Below are 21,146 nucleotides of genomic sequence, written 5' to 3'. Positions count from 1 at the left end.
TTTTGACATCAGTTTAAAAAATAAAAACTTATAATATGGGGGATATTAAAAACAAGGTATTAGTACTATTATTATGGTACTTGTTAGTACCATGTATTATGCATGCGCAATTAGATTTTGGTAATACACCACTACCTTCTAGATTGGGGGGACAAGAAAATTGGCAGCTTCAAGAGGAGCTTTCAGATGATTTTAACTATACATTTCAATCGACTTCCAATGATATGAATTTTGGAAATAATACCGATGAAAGTAAAAAATGGAAAAACTTTTATCACAATAATTGGACTGGCCCTGGACCAACTATTTGGCAAAAGCAAAATGTTTCTGTGTCCGATGGTTATCTAAATATTTGGGCTTCTAGAAACCCAGGTGAAATGAAAACTTTTTTTCATAATGGGCAGCGTTTCACTAAAAAAGCTACAAGGGCAGGGTGCGTAACGTCGTTAAAGAAAGTAAAATATCCTGTATTTGTAGAAACACGTATACGCGTAATGAATTCAGTAATGGCTTCTAACACTTGGTTATTAAGTCCTACGGTCCATGGTCAAAAAGATGACCAGGAAATAGATATTATTGAGTGTTATGGTGGTGCAGGAGCAGATAACAGAAATGTATTTTTTGCTAATAAAATACATTTGAGCCACCATGCTTTTCGTAAAGGGCTTTCAAGTGTATTAGATTATCAACCATCAGATAGAAATAGTTGGTGGACAAAAAATGGCGTTAATCAATGGGGAGGAAAATGGGTACGTGTTGGAGTTTATTGGCAATCGGCCACTAGAGTTGAATATTATATTGATGGAGAATTGGCAAGAATAGTTGATGATAAGGCTATTGAAACAAGAATTGATAATCATAGAATTTATACCTATCCAGATCCCGATTATACTTTTGGTTCTGGTGCTAATGGTCAAATTATTACTCATGACCCAAGTTCTAATTCTAATGAAGTGGGTTACCAAAGAATGCTTACAGCTAGGAACTTAGAAGAGGCAAAAAGTAAATCTCAAAGAAGTGTTATAGACCCTCTTAACTATATGAAAACCGAGGGTAAATGGACTAAAGAGCTTGAAATAATCATCAATATTGAAGACCAAAGCTGGTTGGCTGCAATGGATATTACTCCAACCGACGAGGAGTTATCTAATTTCCAAGATAATAACTTACTGGTCGATTGGATTAGAGTATATAAACCTGTAAACTTGAATGGTGATTAATTTTTATTTTCCATTACTTTTTTAGCTGCAGTCGCAAAAAGCCTTTAATCCGTGTTTTTGTAGAAGGAAATAGTATGGTCATTGATTTTAAACTGATCATATTACTCAAAGTGCTATCTATTAGTTCTTTATATAAATTTTTGCCTTTACCTCTATAGTTTGGGTGTAGTACTAGTATTAAGTTCGTTTCTTTGTTTTCTGATTGTAAACCTACCCAACCAGTTAGCTGACCGTTAATAACTAATGCCCACGGACCGTCACCATATTTAGTATAAGGTTGTTCTTTGGTAGTAATAAATGTATCACAAACATCTTTACCGAAACATTCTATTAATATAGGCATTTGTCGTTTAACTAGCTGATTATTCATTAATTTAATAGTTCTTGATTGTTCAATTTTAGTCAGCTTCTTAAATGTAAGACTCATTTCATTTTGCGAATTATTTATTTTTCTATACTTCTGAATTGGTCACTCAGTATTTTGTGGTATTTTCCTAGATATGTTTGTATTGTTTTTTCATTATTTATTGTCTTTGCTTACCAATATCAATAAAGATGGTAGTAGAATAAAATCAACCAATAATGCTGCTGGAATAATCATGGTTGTAATTAGCGCCATATAACTGGTCATGGCAAAAGAAGACTGCGCCAATACCAAGAAACCTGATAACAGTACTACTGTAGTAATGATAAGTGCTTTCCCTACAGTTTCAAATGCATATTTTACTGCTTCTGTTGAAGTGTATCTCAATTCCCTTCTTGCTCTTAAAAATTTGGAGACAAAGTGAACGGTATCATCTACAATAACACCAAGGGTCATGCCAAATACCACAACCATTCCTGTATTTACCTCACCCAGATATAGTGCCCATATTCCAAACCCTATGGCAACTGGAGCCACATTGGGTATGATACTTAATAATCCGATTTTAAGGTGCCTGAGTGCGATAATTAGAATCACTGAAATCAAAATCAAGGCTATAATGTTTCCGCTCATCATACTATCGGCCTGTCTTACACCTAGTTTTGAAAACATTAAAGTACTACTGGTACCAAGGGCTTTCATTTCTTCAGACGCGTTATCTTTTAACCATTTTTCCCCACTTTCTGAAAGCGCTATCAATTCGGAACTTCGAAGGTTTCTTGTAGTAACCGTAAAGCGGGTTTCAGATTTATCGACATTCACTTGGTTGTTCAAGTCAAGGCCAAAGGGTAAGGACATTTCATATAAAAGGAGGTACTGAGCTGCCTCCTGTCTTGATTCTGGAATTTTATAATATGCTAACTTATCTCCGTGCATAGATTTATTGATTCTTCTGGCAACTTCCGTAAAGGCGTTTACATGTACTACCTTTGGTTGTTTTTCAAACCATTTTTCAAATTCTTCTAGTTTTTTAAGATACTTGGGGTTGTTTATGCCTCCACTCTCTCCAGCCCCAATAGAATATTCAATATTATATATACCCGTAATGTTATCACTTATATAATCACTATGAATTCTAAAATCTACAGTTTCGTCAAAATACTTGATGAATTCATCATCGAAAAAATTCCTAAAAGATAGTACCGATAAGATTCCAATTACTACTAAGGAGATTCCTGCCAATTTTTTTGGGTTTGTCGACACATATTCACCAAAAAGGATGAGCCAATCTTTTTTTCGGGGAGATTTTTCCATTTTGGTGCTCACACGTTCTTTAATGGGCATAATAGCAATAAATGCTGGCAAGAAGGTCAATGAAAACACCAGTGCTGCTAAGATACCAATGGATACGATATTCCCTAAATCAGCAAATGGCGGTACATCTCCAAAGTTCATAGAAAGAAACCCAATTATGGTCGTAATACTTGTTATGAAAACAGGTATAAAATTCAGCCGTAAACTTTCAATAATAGCTTGTTTTTTTGGTGATTTTTCTACTCGAATGTTATGTAAAAATGTAACCAAAATGTGAATACTATCTGCAACTGCTAATGTTAGAATAATAGTTGGAAAAGATGCTGAAGATGGTGTGAGTTTAATTCCTGCTATTCCCAGAAAGCCTATGGATACTGCTATTGAAAAGATAATGGTCAACAAAGTAGCCACGGTACTGTAGAAGCTTCGAGTAAGAATGACTATCATTAAAATAACAATTACGAACATGATCATGGTATACATCATATCTTTCTGTGCAGTAGAGAACATGGCATCCTGTAGCATGACAATACCCGATAGATGTACATCAAACTGAGGGTGCTTTTGCTTGAATTTTTCGATCATGTCTCGAACAAAGGCAACCGTCTTAGGGTTTTCATCATCCTTAAGTCCTGGAAAGGTCACATTAACATTAATAGCAGTTATGGAACCATTGTCATTAATCAATCTATTGACAAGTAAGGGATCTTTAAGTGCAATTTCCCTTATTTGTTTAATATCTTCTTCAGATTTTAGACTGGTTTCATAGGATAGATCTTCTACATATAGGTCGTCACTGTCGGCCCTGGTATACTGAAAATTGGTAATAGCATCAACACGATTGGAAAAAGGTGTATTCCAAGCTTCAGCGGTAAGCTCTTCAATGGCAGTAAGGTTTTCCTTTGTGAAAATATCTCCGTTTTTAGCAGTCAATACAATAAGAGCGTTGTCATCTTTGGTATACTTTTCCTGTAAACCATCGAATGCTAAAAGTTCAGGATTATCATCACTAAAATACGTATGGTAGTCTCCGTCAAATTCCATTTTGCCTTGAGAAGCTATTCCATAGGTTAGTAATATACTGCCTAATAGAATTCCCCATTTATATTTTATAATAAACTCAGCCCATTTAATAGTAAATGAGTTCAGCTTTTCTTCTGTTTTCTTTAGTGTATTCATATTAATGAGTTTGTTAGTTAAAAATTTATTCAAGAATATGTCCCCCAGAATGGTTAAGCATGGTGCCTGTCATGTATCCTGCCAAGTCTGAGGCAGCAAGAACAACAACCTCCGCTGTTTCATGTGTTGACGGAAGGCGTTTCAAGGCAGTTTTTTGTTGTTCTATAAATCCCTGCATTTCTTCCTTGCTCATACCCATGTTAGCTCCCATGGTAGTAAAAGTATAGTCGATAGTTGGTGAGTCTGGCATAGCTTCAGAACGAACGCCGATAACGCGAATACCATCAGGTCCCCATTCACTCGCAAGGCTTTTTACCAAACCTTCTGTGGCTGCATGCGAAGCGGTGAGGGCAGGACTCCATGGAGAACCGACTTTTGCCAAAGTTGAAGTGATAAAAATAATAACACCGCTTTTTTGCTTAGACATAAGGGGAAATGCTGCTTTTGCTGTGACAAATTGATTGGCTGTGGTTGTTTTAAGAGGAATTAGAAATTGTTCTAAAGAAACATCTAACGCGGGTTTTCCGTGATTGTATTCTGAGGGATTGGAAGCACTTAGATTAATGACAATGTCTACTGGGATTTTTTCACGTTCAAACCAAGAAAAATAGCCGTTGACTTCGTCTTCATTTAACGTATCTACCTTTCTTACTTCTCCTAATTCAGAAGGTTCTATACCAGTTACATTGATATCTGATAAATATACATTAGCTCCACTATCTTTAAAAGTTTTGGCTACTTGTTTACCTAATGCTCCTTTTGCTCCAAAGATTAATGCGTTTTTGTTTTCTAATAATTGATTTTTCATTTTTCTGTTTTTTTAATTTTATTTATTCGTATTTCATGGCTTCATAACCAAAGGCTTTTCTAATTAATGCTATTTGTCCTATGGCGTAAGATTCTCTATCTATTAAAAATATGAGGGTTCCTAAAATGTTATTTTGTTTTATTGATTTGGGAATAAAAAGGGGAGATGGCGCTGATAATTGTTCGGGTGTCATCTCTTCAAGGCGCTTTTCTAATACAGGTGTGATTCTGTCCCAGTCTTTTATGATGGCTTCTAAAGAGGGATATTGAACATTTGGAATAATAGATTTATGATCTTTGAAAAACTCAGGGAAACCTTGTTTTAACTCTATTCCGATATTATTTCCAAGATTGAATCTAGTAGCTGCTAAGTTACCTGCTATCCAAGACACATGGTTTGTGAGCCCGTTCAGCCTAATATGGGTATGTTTAGGTTTGATACTTTCTAATACATTTTTGTAAAGGGTGTCGTGGAATCGGTATTGTTCTAATAGCCGAGTGATAGATGTGTCTGTTTCCATTTTATAGGCATTAAATATTATTGTATATTTGACTAGTTGCAAAAAACAACTAGACAAATATATAAAACTAATTGTTTTTCACAACTGGTTTTGTATTAAAATTAGTTTTTATGAAAAATTGTAAATCATATTGCCCAATAAATCAGGCTTTAGAAGTATTTGGAGATAAGTGGACTTTATTGATAATCAGAGATATTATGTTTGATGGGAAGCGTTATTTTAGAGAAATGTTAAACTCTGATGAAAAAATTGCAAGTAATATTTTAACCAATAGATTGAATAAACTAGAGGAATTTGGAATCTTGGTTAAAACCAAAGATGCACATCATAAGCAGAAAAACGTATATAGTTTAACAGATAAAGGCATAGACTTAATGCCTGTTATGATACAACTGGCCCATTGGAGTACTAAGCATAGGGAAGTTTCTGATAAGGATAAAGCGCATGTCATGGAACTTGTTGATGGAGGGAAAAAGTTACAGGATAAAATGAGTAAAGCACTTAAAGAGGAATTCAAATCGGTGTCAATACAATAAACGAAGAGTCATATAATGACAACCTGAGGTTTAATTTTGTGGTTTTGGGAATAATCTGAAGTAGAATGGATAACTACATTAAATTTTACAACTAAGAATTTTAATAAAAAGAAAGCCACATTTTATCAAAATGCGGCTTTTGTGCAACAGATTTAAGCTTCTAATGACATTAAGTGTATAGGATAGAGAGTATACCTAAGTTTTTTCTTATTAAACTAGTACTTATCAGAAAAACTTAATTTATTGCTTGCTATTAACCATATTTAAAATTATAATTCATTAGTATTTAAGACCTTCATAAATTCATTCTTAAAGGCTATTTTTTTAGAGGTCTTAATTTTTACTTGTTTTAAAAATTAAATGATGAGCAAAAAAAGAAAAAAAAATAGTTTTATGCATCACTATAAAAAGGGGAATAGAGAATCCCTATTTATAATTGCTTTTTAATAGAGGTCGTTCGATATATTTTCCTGATTTTTATTTTTTTAACTTAACAATATTATTTGTTAATTTGTTCAAATAAGTGAGTCTAAAATACCTACTCTCAAGCAAATCACTATATTTAGGTACAGTGTAATCATTATAAACGGGTATTTTTTTATGAACCAGCTTTATATTTACAGTATAGATAAAAAATGAAATTATTTATATTTTTTTTGTAACGTATTAATAAAAGAAAAATGCGTACTTGTTAGGGGGAGTTTAAAATCAAATTAGAGATTCTAATTGAATAATAAATTAGTAGCTTCTTGTCAAATATAAAAGCCAGTTAAAACCTACTAGAAATTGTTTATGATCTACAAAAAAGAAATTAGTATTATAATTGCTGACGACCATCAGATCTTTTTAGATGGTCTTATAGCACTTTTTGAAGGTGTTGAAAATTTATGTATTACTGGTACTGCTGTGAATGGTCTTGAAGTTTTATCACTTCTTGATACTCATGTTGTAGATATGGTTATTCTTGATATTAATATGCCTGAAATGGATGGTATTGAGCTGAATAAAATTATAAAGAAGGAATACCCTAATGTAAAAACTTTAGTGTTGAGTATGCATATTAGCCCAGATAAAATTTCTAGCCTAGCTAAAAGTAATGCTAATGGATATTTGTTGAAGAATAGTGGAAAAACAGAATTGTTAAATGCTATTGATTCTATAGTAAACCAAAATGTTAATTATTATTCTTCAGAAGTTAAAGAGGAATATATGAATAGTATTTTCAATTCTAAAGAAAAACCTATTGAAGAGTTAAGAGATCGAGAAAGAGAAATCATAAAATTGATTGCTCAGGAATATACGACTCAGGAAATAGCAGAAAAACTTTTTATTAGTCCGCATACTGTAAACACACATAGGAAAAACCTACTTGCTAAACTGAATGTTAAAAATTTAGCTGGCTTGGTAAAATATGCAATTAAAAATGGGCTTTCCGAATAATTACAATTTGTAAAATAGATTGTTTTTAACTTTGAAAGCTATTTATTAAATGTATTTTATTGAAAATCAACCATGACCCATCTTAGTTTTTAATTTGTGAATTAAAATCACGGCAATAGCGCCTCCAACAAAAGAGATGAATAAGTTTAATGCAAATAGGCTAAAATAAACATCTCCCGATTGAATTATTGATTTAGGTCCGAATCCAAACTTTCCAAGAGCTTTTATGAAAAAAATACCGCCAAAAACACCAGCGATGGTATTGCCTATAATTCCTAATGTATATGTCTTGAAAATATATCCAGAAATGTTAGAACCAATAATTCCACATACAATGCTTATCAAAGAAATTAAGGTGTCCGTCATAGACTTATATATTAATGGCCATAATCCATTTTATCAATTTTTCCTCCCATAAGTCTTTTTTGAATAATCATATAAACGAAAAGTAGAATAAAACCAATAATACCCCAGTTAATAGCGACAGATAATCCATATTCTGGCGCAGCAGTATTGTAAATAGTTAGCGATTCATTAACCACATTGTTAGAAGGTAGCATAGCTGGAAATATGGATGCCAAAGAAGAGGAGATACCTCCAAGTATCAATAGGGTAGAGCAAATAAAACCATAAATATCTTTCCCTAATTTTTTGATGAAGAACAATCCGATTAACCCCGAAATATAAATAATTGGAAATACCATTAGATAAGGGGTTTCTATAAAATTATCTAAAGAATTAGGGTTAATGTTCTGCCAAACAATCAAAGAAAATATAGTTAACGCAGACAATACTATGTTTAATTTAAAAATAACCGTTTTAAGTTTGTTATTTATGGATGAATTGGTTTTTAAAATAATCCAGTTGGCGCCATGAATAGCTAAAGTAACTAGGGTTATTAGGCCAATAATAATAGTGAACCAATCGATTACCCCTGGAGATTCGCTCAATGGACTAAAACTGGAACTCCATAAAGGCAGGAAAAAATAATGTCCTTCATAGATAGATACTCCGTTCTCAACACCTCCTAAGTTAACACCTCTTACAATGTTACCCAATGCAATACCGAAAAATAATGCTAACAAAAAGCTAGAAATACCAAAGGCCTTATCCCAGATATCTTTCCACATTTGGTAATCAAACTGACCTCTGAACTCCAACCCAATGGCCCTAAATATAATGAGCCATAAAACGATAATTAAAGGCAGGTAAAAACCACTAAAAACAGAAGAATAAAATGTTGGAAAGGCCATGAAAAGCATACCGCCAGCGGCAACTAACCAAACTTCGTTGGAGTCCCAAAACAACCCAGCAGATTTGGCAATAACTTCTTTGTCTTTTTCGGTTTTGGCATAAAATAAATGAATGATACCAGCTCCAAAGTCATAACCGTCCAATACAAAAAATACAACTAAGACGATAGCAATTATAATGAACCAAAATATTTCCATAAGTTAATGTGTTTGAGGTTTAGGACCTTGGTGTATGGTTTTGCCAACCAATATCAAAAATAACAGTCCAAGTAGTAGATATATGGCAACAAAGCCCAACAAAGTAAATAAAGTGTTCCCAGAAGAAACTGTAGGAGAAACCCCTTCACTTGTTTTTAATAAGCCGTAAACTAAGTAGGGCTGTCTACCTAATTCTGCAACATACCAGCCCGTTATATTTGCGATATAAGGAAATGGAACCAAAAACATGATGGTCCAGAGCAAAGGCTTTATGTTAAATAATTTTTTGCGCCATAAAAAGAATACTGCTAACCCCATGACGCCAATAAAAATAGTGCCCAACCCAACCATGATATGATATGAGTAATAAAGTGCAGGGATATTGTCGGGCAGCTCTTCTTTTTTAAACCTGTCCATTCCAGGAATTTGCTTGTCCCACTTTTGGTAGGTTAAAAAACTTAATATGTTGGGGACGGCAATCTTATTATCTAATTTTTTCTCTACCATGTTTGGCTGACCGATTAGAACAATTTCGGCTCCAGCTTCTTCTGTTTCAAAGATGCCTTCCATAGCAGCGAATGATGCAGGTTGATATTTAGCCACATTTTTAGCGTTCCAATCTCCGGTAGGAAAGGCTAAGAGTATACTGGACACCAAGCCAAATACAACGCCTGTTTTTAAAAGTAATTTACCATAGTCTAAATTTTTGTCTCTTAAGATGTAAAAAGCACCTATACTGGCAATTACAAATGAAGAAGTCGCAACAGAGGCAAACTGATTATGTAAAAAGGCAGGAAGTAACCAGGGATTACTGAAAAGCGACGAGAAATTTTCTAAAACAAATTTACCATTATCCAATATTTCATACCCTACAGGATGTTGCATCCATGCATTGGTAGCTAGTATAAACCAACCACTTCCCCAGGAGCCCAGAAAAACCAAGAAACCGGTTAGGAAATGTAATTTTTGCCCCATAAGCTTCTCCCCAAAAATAAAAAGCGCTAAGAATGAAGATTCTAAGAAGAAAGAAAACATCCCTTCCATAGCTAACGTTTGCCCTATAATACTTCCCGTGAGTTCTGAAAACTTTGCCCAATTGGTGCCAAATTGAAACTCCATAGGGATTCCAGTAATAACCCCCATTGTAAAATTAACGGCAAATATCTTCATCAAGAATTTTGCAATATCATTATATTTTTCAACTTTATTTATTAGATATTTTCCTTTAAAATAGACTATTATTAATGATAAGCCCATGGTTAATTGTGGAAATATATAATGGAAAGTGATAGTAAATGCAAATTGCAATCTATCATAAAAAATCATGTCTTCCATTTTAGTATCTTTTTTTAGAAGTGAACGACTTTGAGTATGAAAAATAACGTGTTAAAGAGCTATTAAATTGAAGGCTTAACACAGGTGAATTTTTTAAAATTTATATCGATAATTTTACACTGCAAAGATAGCCAATTTTAAAAAAAATAATGATATTAAATCTGTAGATTTTATGATGTTTTAATAGAGTTATATCGTGCTTGCTTTTGTTTTTTTGCTATTATTCTATTTCTAATTTTTATAATAATTATGTACAGAAAGCATAAAAATAACACCTGTAATTTGATGACATTCTTTGATAAGATTGTCGTTTTTTAATCTAATAGAATAATCTAATTATATGTTATAAAATAAAAACAAATAGAAGGAACTTTCAAGAAACAGATTTACAACAATAATAAAGTAAAAGTTATTTAGCTAATAATCAAATAATTTGAATGATTGCTAGAACTTTTATGGAAATTTTGGTTCAACAGAATGACGATACAAAAAAAAAGATGATATAAAATCTAAGTAAAAACCTTAGTTTTTGTAAGGTAAAACCATAACGGCGATAATGGGGATATGAATATAATTGTTTACTGTTTTTATTACAATATTTTGGATAATTAGCTTACTGATAAAGTCAAAAAAATAATATAGAATGAGACTTAAAATGGGTTTCTAGTAGTTTCTTTGAGATTAATTGTGCTAGTTGTATCCATAACTATTTAGAAGTTAATTGATATAATTTTATAATATATGTTCAATTTAATTTTTTTAATGCTTTATAATAAAGTGAGCCAATACCTTAAAAAAGGTTATAAATTTATTGCTATTTCTTTTTCAAAAACCTAATTAAGTATATAAACTGATTTTACATAAATATTACGCTATTAAAGCCCTTTATCAAACTTTTAAAATCTTTTAAAAAGATTGTCGTAAACTTCTTAAGAAGACGTTAAGTTATATTTTCAATTGAAAATAATAAAGTATAGAAATAAGTAAAATTTGATCTATAAAACAATTATAATTGGCATATGTACCTTGTAAACTTAAGAATATATAAAAGAAGTGATTTAATGTTTAGATTTTTTGGGATTGGGCGAAATTAAAATATATTGATTGTAGTAAAAATAACATTTTTAAATTTAATATTTTGACATGAACAGTCCTTACAGAGTTTTACTAATTGATGATCACCCACTAATTACAAATGTTTACAAAGTAGCCTTACAAACAACAACAAAATTAAATAGGGCCTTTAAATTTAGCATTGATGTTGCGCATAGTTGCGATGCAGCCATTTCAAAAATTAATGAGGCAACTAAAAACCATCCCTTTGATATTGTTTTTTTAGATATAAGACTGCCAGCATCTAAAGACAATAAAATTTTAGGTGGAGAAGATTTAGGTGTATTGATTAGAAAACAATTTAAAAACATCAAAATAATCGTGTCTACAAGTTATGACGATAGTTATATGATTTCTTGTATTCTTAAAAATGTCAACCCAGAAGCTTTTGTCACAAAAGGAGATTTAACTGTAGATGTGTTAAATGAAACTATTAAAGCTGTAATTGCAGATCCTCCTTATTACAGTAAAACCGTGATGAAAATATTTCGGAAACAATCGGCAAACGATTTTGTTATAGATAGTATTGATAGGCAGATTTTATATGAATTGTCTAATGGGACTAAAATGAATGAGTTGCCCCAAATTTTGCCACTTTCAATTGCAGCACTAGAAAGAAGGAAACGAATATTAAAAGATGTTTTTAATGTAGAAGGTAAAGGGGACAGAGGATTGCTTCAATTGGCTCATGAAAAAGGATTTATTTGATAGCAAAGTACAGTCTTTGAAGCTCGGTTTCGGATTTTCGTTAAAACTACCATTTCTCTAAAACCAGTAAGATAAATACGATAATAGCAGGATTTTAATTTTCAATACAAAACGAAACCAGCTGAATTACTTAAAAACTTAGTTTTTGAAAATAGCTGGTTTCAATGTTTTAAGTGCTGTTGCCCAGAACAATTAATTAGTTGGTTTTATTAAAAGAATAAGGCTATTGGTTAATAAGCATAGCTAAATATATTTTTGAAAACATTATATCGGCATCTTTTTAAAGTAAGGAATCGCCTGTCTCTTTTAAGGGTTAATCCCTAATTGTTTTAATGCACTGTCTATTATTTTTAAATGTTAATACATGTGAGTGGGATTAAAAAATATAATTACTTAATAATTGAAAAATAATTTTAAAAACTACCTTGAAATCAAGTGTTTATTAAAGAGTTCTTCTTTAGTAAATGCCGTTTTCGTGTGCGCAGTTATTTCTGTTTTTAGTGGTTGTTTTATTTTAATATCTCACTATCAAAATATATTGAATGATAGACTTTATTTACAGGAAGATTTAATTAGCGAAAATGAGTCGGTATTCAATTATTTTTTGAATAATAGTGACGTTGTTTCATATAATGATGTTAAGGAGATTACTGTTTTTGAAAACGATATGCTTTCCTTAATTGAAAAAAAGAATTGGGGGTTTTACGATATCCTTGTTTGTAAAACGATATTTAAAAAGGATACTGTTAGCAAAACGGCTTTAGTGGGCAGTACTAGTAATGTTGTGGACAATTTGGCTTTGTATGTTACTGATTATGATAAACCTTTAAAATTATCAGGTGAAACAAAAGTTTTTGGAGATATTAAAATACCCAATGGACACTCTGAGCTAGCTTATATTAATGGTAAAAAGGGCAATGCTTTAACTTTAAAAGGCAGGCAGTTAAAATCTAAAGATAAACTTCCGAAAATTAATAAAACAGTTGATTTGAATATTTTAGGTTTACCTCAATTGTCGTTTGGTACCATAGATATTAATAATGAAAAGGTACTTGTAAATAAGTTTGATGAACTTTCTAAAGTTATAGATCTTAATGGTATAGCTTCCCTTAAAGAAATTAAATGTAAAGGCAATTTTATTTTGCATTCCATTAACGATTTAGAAATAGATAGCTCAGCAATACTAAACGATGTGGTTATTATGGCTCCCGTGGTTAAAATTGCATCAGGTTTTAGAGGTAATATTCAAATTATAGCAACACAAAAAGTGATTGTTGAAGACAATGTATCTTTAATGTATCCGTCCAGTATTTATATTAAAAGTGATACAGATATTGCTTCTGTAGAAATAAAAAAAAATAGTACACTGATTGGAGGTGTTGTTATTGATGGCAATACTTATAACAACTCTTTAGAACGCAAATTATATATAGATGAAGACGCTGGTGTAATTGGAAATGTTTATTGCTATGGGAGTACGCAATTAAAAGGTAGTATAATTGGAAGTATTTATACAGATAGGTTTTTTTTAAAAACTAAGGCTTCAAACTATGAGAATGTCATTTTAAATGGAAGTATAAACAAAGAAAAACTTCCCGATAATTTTGTGGAGCTCCCACTATTTAATAACTCATTTAATAAAAAAAAATATGCAGTTATTAAAGAATTATAAGGTTTTCAAAGCTTCATCATTAACAGAATCTGTATTTGCGATATCTATTATTTCAATTTGTGTATTGGTAGTTTTTATGGTTTACCTAAACATTATTAGTCAAAACAAACCAGTATACTACTATGAGGCTAAGCATACGGTTGAATTTTTAACACAAGAAAGTATTAAACAACAAAATTATGAAGATAATGCCTTTGAATATAAAGGTTATACTATAAATAAAAAAGTAACTATAAATAAAGAGGACCAAATGGTTTCACTGTCGTTTTTCATAAAAACAGGGCATAATAAATACAAAATCAATAAGCTTATTCCATTTAATGAATAGCAATACAAATTTAAAAGCTTTTACTATTCTGGAAGCATTGATCAGCTTGGTTCTTATGGGCATTATTATCACGTTATGCTATACAGTATTTAATTTAATTGAAAGGCAAATGACACTTTTTAAAAACGAAAATATGAGTGTTTTACAATACAACTTATTTAATACAACGATTAAAAATGATATTTATAATGCTGAAGATTTTATTTATAATGATAACCGATTATTATTAAAGAATTATGATGGATCAAACATAGACTATCAAGTATCAAAGCGTTTTATTTTAAGACATCATAATATAAAAACGGACACTTTTAAGTTTCGTGTTTTTAACCATAAGTTTTTACAAAGCGATAATTCTAAACCACTTGATAAAATACTTCAAATCACTATTGGGGTTTTAGGAGATTCTATTAATACAAACTATTATTTAAATAAGCATATGGCTAATACTATTAACAATATCTATTTTAATGAAACGGCTGTTACCAACAATCCAAATGCGTTATAGAATGATTCATGGATACATACTTAATCATTAAGAAGAATATTATCAAGTGAAAATTGAAATAAGCACATATAACCCAAAAGTTAAAAAGACAAATACGATCAATAGAGAGATTAGCTTTTCATCTCCTGTTTTTAAGCGATTTTCGGATAAACAAAAAGAAGATTTTTATAGAGAATTTTCTACCCTTATAAAGTCCGGAGTAGATTTTAACCAAGCCTTGGAAATATTAACAGGCCAACAAAAATCTAAATTTGTAAAATCTATTTATAAAACTATTAATGATGATGTAGTTAAAGGAAAATCATTGCATCAAGCCATACAAAATTATAAATACTTCTCGCCTTACGAATATTATAGTATAAAGATAGGAGAAGATACAAGGCGATTGCCAGCCATTTTTGATCAGTTGCAAAAATTCTTTTCGCGAAAAATAAAAATGAAAAGGCAGGTTATTTCTGTTTTAGCCTATCCTGTTTTTGTACTGCTTATAACATTTGGAGTACTGTATTTTATGCTAAACTTTGTGGTGCCCATGTTCGCATCGGTTTTTCAGCAGTTTGGAAAAGAACTACCTAGGATAACACAATTTGTTGTAAACATTTCAAATAATTTTAACATAATAATTTCAGTGCTATTAGGGACTATTTTATGTGTGTTTACAGCACATAAACTATTAAAACAACATGATGCTTATAAAAGAATAATATCAAATATATTTCTAAAAACTCCTTACTTTGGAAGCCTAATTAGAAAGATTTACTTAGCGCGATTTTGTCAATCATTTGGGCTTTTATTATCTGCTAAAACACCATTGATTACATCTTTAGAATTGGTAGAAAAAATGATTACGTTCTACCCGCTTAAAAATGCATTGTCACAAACTAAAAAAGATATATTAAAAGGAGAAACTTTAGCAAATAGTTTAAAAAAGCATTCCTTTTTCACTCCTAAAATAATATCGTTAACTGCCATTGGAGAACAAATTAATGAGTTGGATGCTATGTACGACGGTTTAGCAAATCAATATAATGATGATGTCGATCATTCTACCAAAATGATAGGCACCATTTTAGAACCTATAATGATTGTTATTATTGGAAGTATTGTAGGTTTTATAATGATTGCAATGTACTCTCCAATTTTTAATTTAAGTAAAGTCATTCAAAATTAGATATCAAATAATTCAAAAATTTAAAAATGAAAAAGTCACTATTAAAATTAAAGAAAAATAAAGGTCATTTAAAGGCATACTCTATGTCTGAGATATTGATTGTACTATGTATTATAGGTATATTAATTTATTTGGTCGTACCTAATCAAACATCTGTAGTTACGAGTGCTAAATCTATCGAAGCTCAGAATATGTTGAGTATGATTCATGGGTTGGAAAAGAGTCATTTTTACCGTCATTCTAAATACACAGCAGATTTTGATGAGCTAGGATTTGAGGAAACTTTAACCATAGATAAAGGCGGACAAGCCGTATACAAAATTCAAGTTACAGAGGCTTCATTAAATAGTTTTAAAGCAACAGCAACAGCGCTGCAGGATTTTGATGGCGACGGTGTTTTCAATACCTGGGAGATAGACCAAGATCGTAAGTTAAGAGAAATTGTAAAAGACTGATATGTTGCTTGATTTGGGATATGTTTTTTTAGTAATAACGTTACTTTTTGTGCTGTATTTTGATACAAAAAAACGAACTATACATGTTATTTTGCCTGTATTGATTTTCTGTTTCTCGATACTCATTAATTACACTTCTATTGATTTAAGGTTAATGGATATAATATACAATTTTGTTTTTCTACTTATTAATATATCGGGACTTACACTTTATTTTTCAATAAAAGAAAAAGTATTTGTTAATCCCATAGACCGTTTTATAGGGTTAGGAGATATTGTTTTTTTTATAGCTATAACACCGCTTTTTAAACTTGAAACATTTATTCCGTTTTTCATAGTGGGCTTATTATTTTCATTGTTATTATATGCAATTATCTTACTTTTTAAAAAAATAAAAACAATTCCACTAGCAGGTTATTTGGCATTGTACCTTGTCATTAATATAGTGATACAAAATGTATTTAATATTAATATATCTATTTAATGGAAGCAGCAAAAATAGACCATATAAATTTATCTGTTAACCTACAGCAAGCCATTAGTTCTGAGATGGCAAATCACTTCTTAATCATTCCAAAATCCATTTCTGAAACAGAATGTACATTCTTTATAGACCAAACACAAGAATTAGAGCTGTATAGCATTAAAGATGAACTCAAGTTGCTTTTTAATAAACAGATAAACTTGGAAACCGTTGAGGCTTCCGTGGTAAAAAAAGCCCTTTCCATTTACTATAGAAGGCATGATTCTCAACCCAAAATGGTTTCCTATGGCAATGATTTTTTAGAAGATCTAATTTTTGAAGCGAAACATATTAATGCGAGTGATATCCATATAGAAATCTATGAAGAAGATGTCAGGGTTAGATTGCGAATAGATGGTCAACTAATCGAAAAAAACAATATAAAAAAGGAGAGTTATTTGGAATTGATTAATCAAATAAAAATCAAATCAAATTTAGATATTACTGAAAAAAGATTGCCACAAGACGGGAGAATTGAATATGATAATTTTGACGTAAGGGTTTCTATCTTACCTACGCATCACGGAGAAAAGGTAGTCATGCGTATATTGGGAAGAGATGCTTCTCATTTGGATATCTATCAACTAGGTTTTGAAACACATGATTTACCACTTTATCTGGAAGCTGTAAAAAAAACGAATGGTATTATTTTAATTAGTGGGCCAACGGGTTCTGGTAAAACAACTACTTTATATGGTACTTTAAAACATTTAAATACTATAAATACAAATATTGTAACGGTAGAAGACCCTATAGAATATACCTTGAAAGGTATAAACCAAGTACAATTAAAAGAAAACATTGGGCTAACTTTTACATCTGCATTACGATCCTTTTTAAGACAAGACCCAGATATTATTATGTTGGGAGAGATTAGAGATGCGCAAACAGCCCAAATGGCTATTAGAGCCTCTTTAACAGGACATTTGGTGTTGTCGACAATTCATACCAATTCAGCAATAGGTACTATCTCCAGGTTGGTAGATATGGGCGTGCCTTCTTTTTTAATAGCAGAAACCATCAATATATCTGTAGCACAAAGATTAATAAGAACACTATGCGAAAACTGTAAGAAAGAACAGGAATTTAACGATGACGATTTGCCATTATCTTTTAACCCAAAACATAAATTAACGAAACACCATATAGCTGTAGGTTGTGACGAATGCTACCATACAGGTTATAAGGGGAGAAGGGCTATTTATGAAATACTGCCAATTACTCGAGAAGTCATGGATGCTATAAAGAAAAACACATTGGAGCAGTCTGGCGTTATGAAGAACAGAAAACTCTCTGACAAAGCTTTTGATCTATTCTCAAAAGGACTTACATCGTTAGATGAGATATACCCAATACTTATCAATTAAATTATGCCATACAGAACTATTATAGTCTTTATATCTTGTATTGTTTTTAATATAGGTTTTTCACAAACACATATTAAAACATTTACTGAAAAATTAGACGAACTGTCAAAGACAAAAAAAGGCTTGCAAGATAATGTTAGAATCGACTTAAGCGGTTTAACATTGTATGATTTTATTAACACTTTAGCCGAAGAGCATCAATTAAATGTTAGTGTAGATTCAAATTTAAATCAACTGGTTACAAGTAATTTTTATGATGTTAATATAAAAGATGTTTTCTTGTTTTTAATTAAGAAACATCAACTAGAAGTTGACGTGGCAAACAATATTTTAATATTTAATAAAAAGCCAGAAGCCGTTGTTGTTAAAAAAATAGCGCCATTAAAAAAAATAGATATTTCTTATAATCAACAAAATAAATTTTTATCGGTGAGATTAAAAAACGATTCGTTACCACGAGTTGCGCAAGCCATTACAGATGCTTCTAAGAAAAATGTTGTTTTGGCTCCAAATATAAAAGATCAAAAAGTATCTGCTTATATTTTAAACAGACCCATTGATGAAGTTTTGAAAATGATGGCCAAATCGAATAGTTTGATTTTAACAAAAGATGAAAACGAGAACTATTTTCTTGAAAAAGATATTGTTGAGCCCGAACTTCCCAAAAAAACAACAACATCACGATCTAACAGGAGTAGAAGTCGAGCTAGTCAATCAAAAAATAACCGGACTACGAATCAGAATGCAACAGGCGATTTCGAAATTAAAATAAATGCTCAGGGGTTTTTAGATATTAAAGCCTTTGAAGCCGATGCCTCATCTATAATTAAAGAAGCAGCTGAAAAATTGAATATCAACTTCTTTATGTATAACACGCCTGAAAGTGTTATAACGACCTTAGTGGCCAATGGTATTACGTTTGATAATTTATTGGATCACCTTTTTAAAGGCGAAAATTACACTTATAAAAAATCAGGTAACCTATATTTAATAGGAGAACATACAACCGAAGGTCTTAGAAAGACAGAGTTGGTGCAACTAGAAAATAGGACTATTGAGACTGTTTTAAGCACACTACCCGCAGCTGTAACGGAAACACTAGAAATAAAGGAGTTTGTAGAGCTTAATGGTTTTGTGGTTACCGGGTCAAAAAATCATATTCAGGGATTTAAAGATTACATCTATGAAATTGATCGGGTTGTACCAGTCATCCAGATAGAAGTTATCATTGCACAATACCAGAAATCCTATGAAATACAAACAGGCATGCAAGCAGGTCTTAGTGATGAACCAAGAACAACATCGGGTGTTCTTTTTCCAACAAGTGACGTAAACCTTAATGCGACATCGGTAAATGGATTGATTGATGCATTTAACGGTTTAGGAATTGTAAATCTAGGTAAGGTTTCCGAAAAATTTTATTTAAACTTAAAAGCTTTAGAAAACAACTCACTTATTAAATTATCATCAACACCCAAACTGGTTACATTAAATGGCCATGAAGCCACATCTTCAATAGGGGAGACCAATTATTATTTTGAACAAAATAACCGATTAATTAATTCCGGGGTAAACAACAATATTCTTCAATCTGGTACCTGGAAATCCACAGAAGCTAATTTGAGTATAAACATTAAACCTTTTGTTTCTAAGGATGAAAATGTAACGTTAACTATTTCAGTTGAGAAAAGTTCATTTTTAGGAAGGGCAGGAGAGAATGCACCTCCAGGCAAATCGACTCAAAAATTTGAATCGATGATTAGTGTAAAAAATAATGAGATGATTCTTTTGGGAGGTTTAGATGAGTTGGAAAATGAGAATTCGGGAACAGGTACGCCTTTGCTTTCTAGAGTTCCAGTTATTAAATGGCTATTTAGTGGAAGAAAAAAAAGAAAAGAAAAATCGAAGCTCCATATTTTTATAAAACCTACTGTTACCTATTAAAATGCTACCAGAAAAGCTAACAAACATATTTAATGATAATAAGAGATACTATGTACTAAGTATATCAAATACTGGTGACGTATCGGAGTATTATTTAATCACATTGCTATTTAAAGACAATGAATTAAAAATTGAAGATCGCTATACATCTAGGGGCATTGATGAGGATTTCAAAGGGCATTTAAATAAGAACTATCCGGTTATTCTACATATTGAAGGAGACAGCATCATAAATAAAAGTGTTGAAAACAAAGCTGGGTATCGAAAAAACTTAATATTTAAATCCAATCTTGACGATTTCTACTTTTATGAGTATAAACAAGAGGAAACGGTATTTGTATCGGTAGCAAGAAAAGAACTTATTAATGTACTCATAAAAGAAATAGAAGCATTGCATGTTTTTGTGGTCCATCTATCTTTTGGGCCTTTTGTAATGGCCAATCTACTCCCTGTTATAAAAAATCACTCAAATATTTCATCATCTAATTATACTATCGAAATAAGTGAAAATTTAATTCAGTCTTTTAAAAAAGAAAACCATTATAAAAATCAATACATCATTAACGGCGATACGTTTAATTCCTATGAAATACCATTGATTGGCGCTTTTTTAAGTTATAAACTACCTAATAATGTTATTGAATTTGATACTGCTTTTTTAAATAATAATGCAAGCGAATTTAAGTTTAAAAAATGGTTTAAAATAGCATGTGTTTTTTCAATCTCCTTTCTTTTAATAGCACTTTTTTCAAGTCACTTGTTACACAGTTCCTATGTAAGTGCTTTAGTTGAAAAAGAATCGGTTTACGCTTTGTCTCAACAAACAGCTGCAGAGATTGATGCACTGCAAGAAGAAAAGACATTAAAAGAAAAAATACTTCAAACAACTAATATTAGTAACAAAAGTTTTATCACAAAATATGTGGCAGACATAGGAAACTCTACACTTCCTGAAATTACATTAAAAAAAATTCAAGTAATTCCGACACTAAAAAAAATAGAACATGGTAAGAAGATCGCTTTTAATTTTAATGTGATTCATATAACAGGTAAAGTTACTGATGATGAGGCTTTTAATCGCTGGATTAAAAAAATTAAGCAACTAAAATGGATTGAGAAATTAGATATAGTGGCCTACACACAAGAAAGTAAAATAATGAACAAATTTATTTTAAAAATAGAACTATAAA

General features: G+C 31.2%; 20 protein-coding genes. 13 read left to right on the top strand and 7 right to left on the bottom strand.

Translation table 11 applies throughout. The features are described 5' to 3' along the window. The first annotated feature begins 35 nt into the window (after window positions 1-35). Window positions 36-1,220 carry a LamG domain-containing protein gene (locus tag HHX25_RS00585; protein WP_169669011.1) on the top strand — a complete coding sequence of 395 codons (1,185 nt, stop codon included), beginning with the start codon at window positions 36-38 and terminating at the stop codon, window positions 1,218-1,220. Between the two features lie 13 nt (window positions 1,221-1,233). Here the strand turns inward: HHX25_RS00585 and HHX25_RS00580 are convergent, their stop codons facing one another. The 4 genes from HHX25_RS00580 to HHX25_RS00565 form a co-directional block, all read right to left on the bottom strand. Continuing rightward, the gene (locus tag HHX25_RS00580) at window positions 1,234-1,590 is read right to left on the bottom strand and encodes a GNAT family N-acetyltransferase (protein ID WP_169669009.1); all 357 of its coding nucleotides are present in this window, start codon (window positions 1,588-1,590) and stop codon (window positions 1,234-1,236) included. A gap of 150 nt (window positions 1,591-1,740) precedes the next feature. Next, complete coding sequence (locus HHX25_RS00575; RefSeq protein WP_169669007.1) at window positions 1,741-4,077, bottom strand: efflux RND transporter permease subunit; 2,337 nt, start codon at window positions 4,075-4,077, stop codon at window positions 1,741-1,743. 25 nt (window positions 4,078-4,102) lie between these two features. Beyond that, on the bottom strand, window positions 4,103-4,885 hold the full coding sequence (locus HHX25_RS00570; protein ID WP_169669005.1) for an SDR family NAD(P)-dependent oxidoreductase: 783 nt from the start codon (window positions 4,883-4,885) through the stop codon (window positions 4,103-4,105). Window positions 4,886-4,907: 22 nt separating this feature from the next. Further along, window positions 4,908-5,405, bottom strand: a complete 498-nt coding sequence (locus HHX25_RS00565; protein WP_169669003.1) for a hypothetical protein — start codon at window positions 5,403-5,405, stop codon at window positions 4,908-4,910. Between the two features lie 110 nt (window positions 5,406-5,515). Between HHX25_RS00565 and HHX25_RS00560 the strand changes: the two genes are divergently transcribed. After that, window positions 5,516-5,941 carry a winged helix-turn-helix transcriptional regulator gene (locus tag HHX25_RS00560; protein WP_169669001.1) on the top strand — a complete coding sequence of 142 codons (426 nt, stop codon included), beginning with the start codon at window positions 5,516-5,518 and terminating at the stop codon, window positions 5,939-5,941. 792 nt (window positions 5,942-6,733) lie between these two features. Beyond that, the gene (locus HHX25_RS00555; protein ID WP_169668999.1) at window positions 6,734-7,381 is read left to right on the top strand and encodes a response regulator; all 648 of its coding nucleotides are present in this window, start codon (window positions 6,734-6,736) and stop codon (window positions 7,379-7,381) included. Window positions 7,382-7,447: 66 nt separating this feature from the next. Here HHX25_RS00555 and HHX25_RS00550 read toward each other — a convergent pair whose 3' ends face one another. Genes HHX25_RS00550 through HHX25_RS00540 form a run of 3 tightly spaced genes read right to left on the bottom strand, consistent with a single transcriptional unit; the run spans window position 7,448 to window position 10,167 of the window. Beyond that, window positions 7,448-7,747, bottom strand: a complete 300-nt coding sequence (locus tag HHX25_RS00550) for a hypothetical protein (protein ID WP_169668997.1) — start codon at window positions 7,745-7,747, stop codon at window positions 7,448-7,450. Window positions 7,748-7,758: 11 nt separating this feature from the next. Further along, window positions 7,759-8,832, bottom strand: coding sequence for a cytochrome d ubiquinol oxidase subunit II (gene cydB, locus HHX25_RS00545; RefSeq protein WP_169668995.1), 1,074 nt, complete (start codon window positions 8,830-8,832; stop codon window positions 7,759-7,761). Window positions 8,833-8,835: 3 nt separating this feature from the next. Beyond that, the gene (locus HHX25_RS00540) at window positions 8,836-10,167 is read right to left on the bottom strand and encodes a cytochrome ubiquinol oxidase subunit I (protein WP_169668993.1); all 1,332 of its coding nucleotides are present in this window, start codon (window positions 10,165-10,167) and stop codon (window positions 8,836-8,838) included. 1,143 nt (window positions 10,168-11,310) lie between these two features. Here HHX25_RS00540 and HHX25_RS00535 point away from each other — a divergent pair. The 10 genes from HHX25_RS00535 to HHX25_RS00490 all read left to right on the top strand — a co-directional run bounded on the left by HHX25_RS00535 (window position 11,311) and on the right by HHX25_RS00490 (window position 21,145). Next, a complete protein-coding gene (locus HHX25_RS00535) occupies window positions 11,311-11,988 on the top strand; it encodes a response regulator (RefSeq protein ID WP_169668991.1) in 678 nt (225 codons plus the stop codon). A 538-nt stretch (window positions 11,989-12,526) separates the two neighbouring features. Then, window positions 12,527-13,660: a hypothetical protein gene (locus tag HHX25_RS00530; RefSeq protein ID WP_169668989.1), complete on the top strand. Its 1,134-nt coding sequence runs from the start codon at window positions 12,527-12,529 to the stop codon at window positions 13,658-13,660. Then, window positions 13,638-13,988 (top strand): hypothetical protein, encoded by a 351-nt coding sequence (locus HHX25_RS00525; RefSeq protein ID WP_169668987.1) that lies wholly within the window; start codon window positions 13,638-13,640, stop codon window positions 13,986-13,988. Before HHX25_RS00530 ends, HHX25_RS00525 begins: the two co-directional genes overlap by 23 nt. Then, complete coding sequence (locus HHX25_RS00520) at window positions 13,981-14,496, top strand: hypothetical protein (RefSeq protein WP_169668985.1); 516 nt, start codon at window positions 13,981-13,983, stop codon at window positions 14,494-14,496. Before HHX25_RS00525 ends, HHX25_RS00520 begins: the two co-directional genes overlap by 8 nt. A gap of 46 nt (window positions 14,497-14,542) precedes the next feature. Beyond that, window positions 14,543-15,667 carry a type II secretion system F family protein gene (locus HHX25_RS21395; RefSeq protein ID WP_169668983.1) on the top strand — a complete coding sequence of 375 codons (1,125 nt, stop codon included), beginning with the start codon at window positions 14,543-14,545 and terminating at the stop codon, window positions 15,665-15,667. 26 nt (window positions 15,668-15,693) lie between these two features. Beyond that, entirely contained in the window at window positions 15,694-16,122 is a 429-nt protein-coding gene (locus tag HHX25_RS00510; RefSeq protein WP_169668981.1) for a type IV pilin protein, read from the top strand. Between the two features lie 154 nt (window positions 16,123-16,276). Continuing rightward, the gene (locus tag HHX25_RS00505; protein WP_169668979.1) at window positions 16,277-16,606 is read left to right on the top strand and encodes a hypothetical protein; all 330 of its coding nucleotides are present in this window, start codon (window positions 16,277-16,279) and stop codon (window positions 16,604-16,606) included. Beyond that, the gene (locus HHX25_RS00500; RefSeq protein ID WP_169668977.1) at window positions 16,606-18,012 is read left to right on the top strand and encodes a GspE/PulE family protein; all 1,407 of its coding nucleotides are present in this window, start codon (window positions 16,606-16,608) and stop codon (window positions 18,010-18,012) included. The genes HHX25_RS00505 and HHX25_RS00500 overlap by 1 nt, the downstream gene beginning before the upstream one ends. Before the next feature lie 3 nt (window positions 18,013-18,015). Further along, window positions 18,016-19,956, top strand: coding sequence for a type II secretion system protein GspD (locus tag HHX25_RS00495; protein WP_169668975.1), 1,941 nt, complete (start codon window positions 18,016-18,018; stop codon window positions 19,954-19,956). Window position 19,957: 1 nt separating this feature from the next. Continuing rightward, window positions 19,958-21,145, top strand: coding sequence for a hypothetical protein (locus HHX25_RS00490; RefSeq protein WP_169668973.1), 1,188 nt, complete (start codon window positions 19,958-19,960; stop codon window positions 21,143-21,145). Window position 21,146 lies beyond the last annotated feature (1 nt).

Origin of the sequence: Flavivirga algicola (assembly GCF_012910715.1) — a bacterium.
Classification (GTDB): domain Bacteria; phylum Bacteroidota; class Bacteroidia; order Flavobacteriales; family Flavobacteriaceae; genus Flavivirga; species Flavivirga algicola.
Note: the sequence above shows the minus strand (reverse complement) of the source record. Positions and strands in the feature narration are given on the sequence as shown.

Coding starts and splice junctions, on each gene's coding strand:
- HHX25_RS00585 (WP_169669011.1), top strand. CDS start 36: ATGGGGGATATTAAAAACAAGGTATTAGTACTATTATTATGGTACTTG.
- HHX25_RS00580 (WP_169669009.1), bottom strand. CDS start 1,590: ATGAATAATCAGCTAGTTAAACGACAAATGCCTATATTAATAGAATGT.
- HHX25_RS00575 (WP_169669007.1), bottom strand. CDS start 4,077: ATGAATACACTAAAGAAAACAGAAGAAAAGCTGAACTCATTTACTATT.
- HHX25_RS00570 (WP_169669005.1), bottom strand. CDS start 4,885: ATGAAAAATCAATTATTAGAAAACAAAAACGCATTAATCTTTGGAGCA.
- HHX25_RS00565 (WP_169669003.1), bottom strand. CDS start 5,405: ATGGAAACAGACACATCTATCACTCGGCTATTAGAACAATACCGATTC.
- HHX25_RS00560 (WP_169669001.1), top strand. CDS start 5,516: ATGAAAAATTGTAAATCATATTGCCCAATAAATCAGGCTTTAGAAGTA.
- HHX25_RS00555 (WP_169668999.1), top strand. CDS start 6,734: ATGATCTACAAAAAAGAAATTAGTATTATAATTGCTGACGACCATCAG.
- HHX25_RS00550 (WP_169668997.1), bottom strand. CDS start 7,747: ATGACGGACACCTTAATTTCTTTGATAAGCATTGTATGTGGAATTATT.
- cydB (WP_169668995.1), bottom strand. CDS start 8,832: ATGGAAATATTTTGGTTCATTATAATTGCTATCGTCTTAGTTGTATTT.
- HHX25_RS00540 (WP_169668993.1), bottom strand. CDS start 10,167: ATGGAAGACATGATTTTTTATGATAGATTGCAATTTGCATTTACTATC.
- HHX25_RS00535 (WP_169668991.1), top strand. CDS start 11,311: ATGAACAGTCCTTACAGAGTTTTACTAATTGATGATCACCCACTAATT.
- HHX25_RS00525 (WP_169668987.1), top strand. CDS start 13,638: ATGCAGTTATTAAAGAATTATAAGGTTTTCAAAGCTTCATCATTAACA.
- HHX25_RS00520 (WP_169668985.1), top strand. CDS start 13,981: ATGAATAGCAATACAAATTTAAAAGCTTTTACTATTCTGGAAGCATTG.
- HHX25_RS00510 (WP_169668981.1), top strand. CDS start 15,694: ATGAAAAAGTCACTATTAAAATTAAAGAAAAATAAAGGTCATTTAAAG.
- HHX25_RS00505 (WP_169668979.1), top strand. CDS start 16,277: ATGGATATAATATACAATTTTGTTTTTCTACTTATTAATATATCGGGA.
- HHX25_RS00500 (WP_169668977.1), top strand. CDS start 16,606: ATGGAAGCAGCAAAAATAGACCATATAAATTTATCTGTTAACCTACAG.
- HHX25_RS00495 (WP_169668975.1), top strand. CDS start 18,016: ATGCCATACAGAACTATTATAGTCTTTATATCTTGTATTGTTTTTAAT.
- HHX25_RS00490 (WP_169668973.1), top strand. CDS start 19,958: ATGCTACCAGAAAAGCTAACAAACATATTTAATGATAATAAGAGATAC.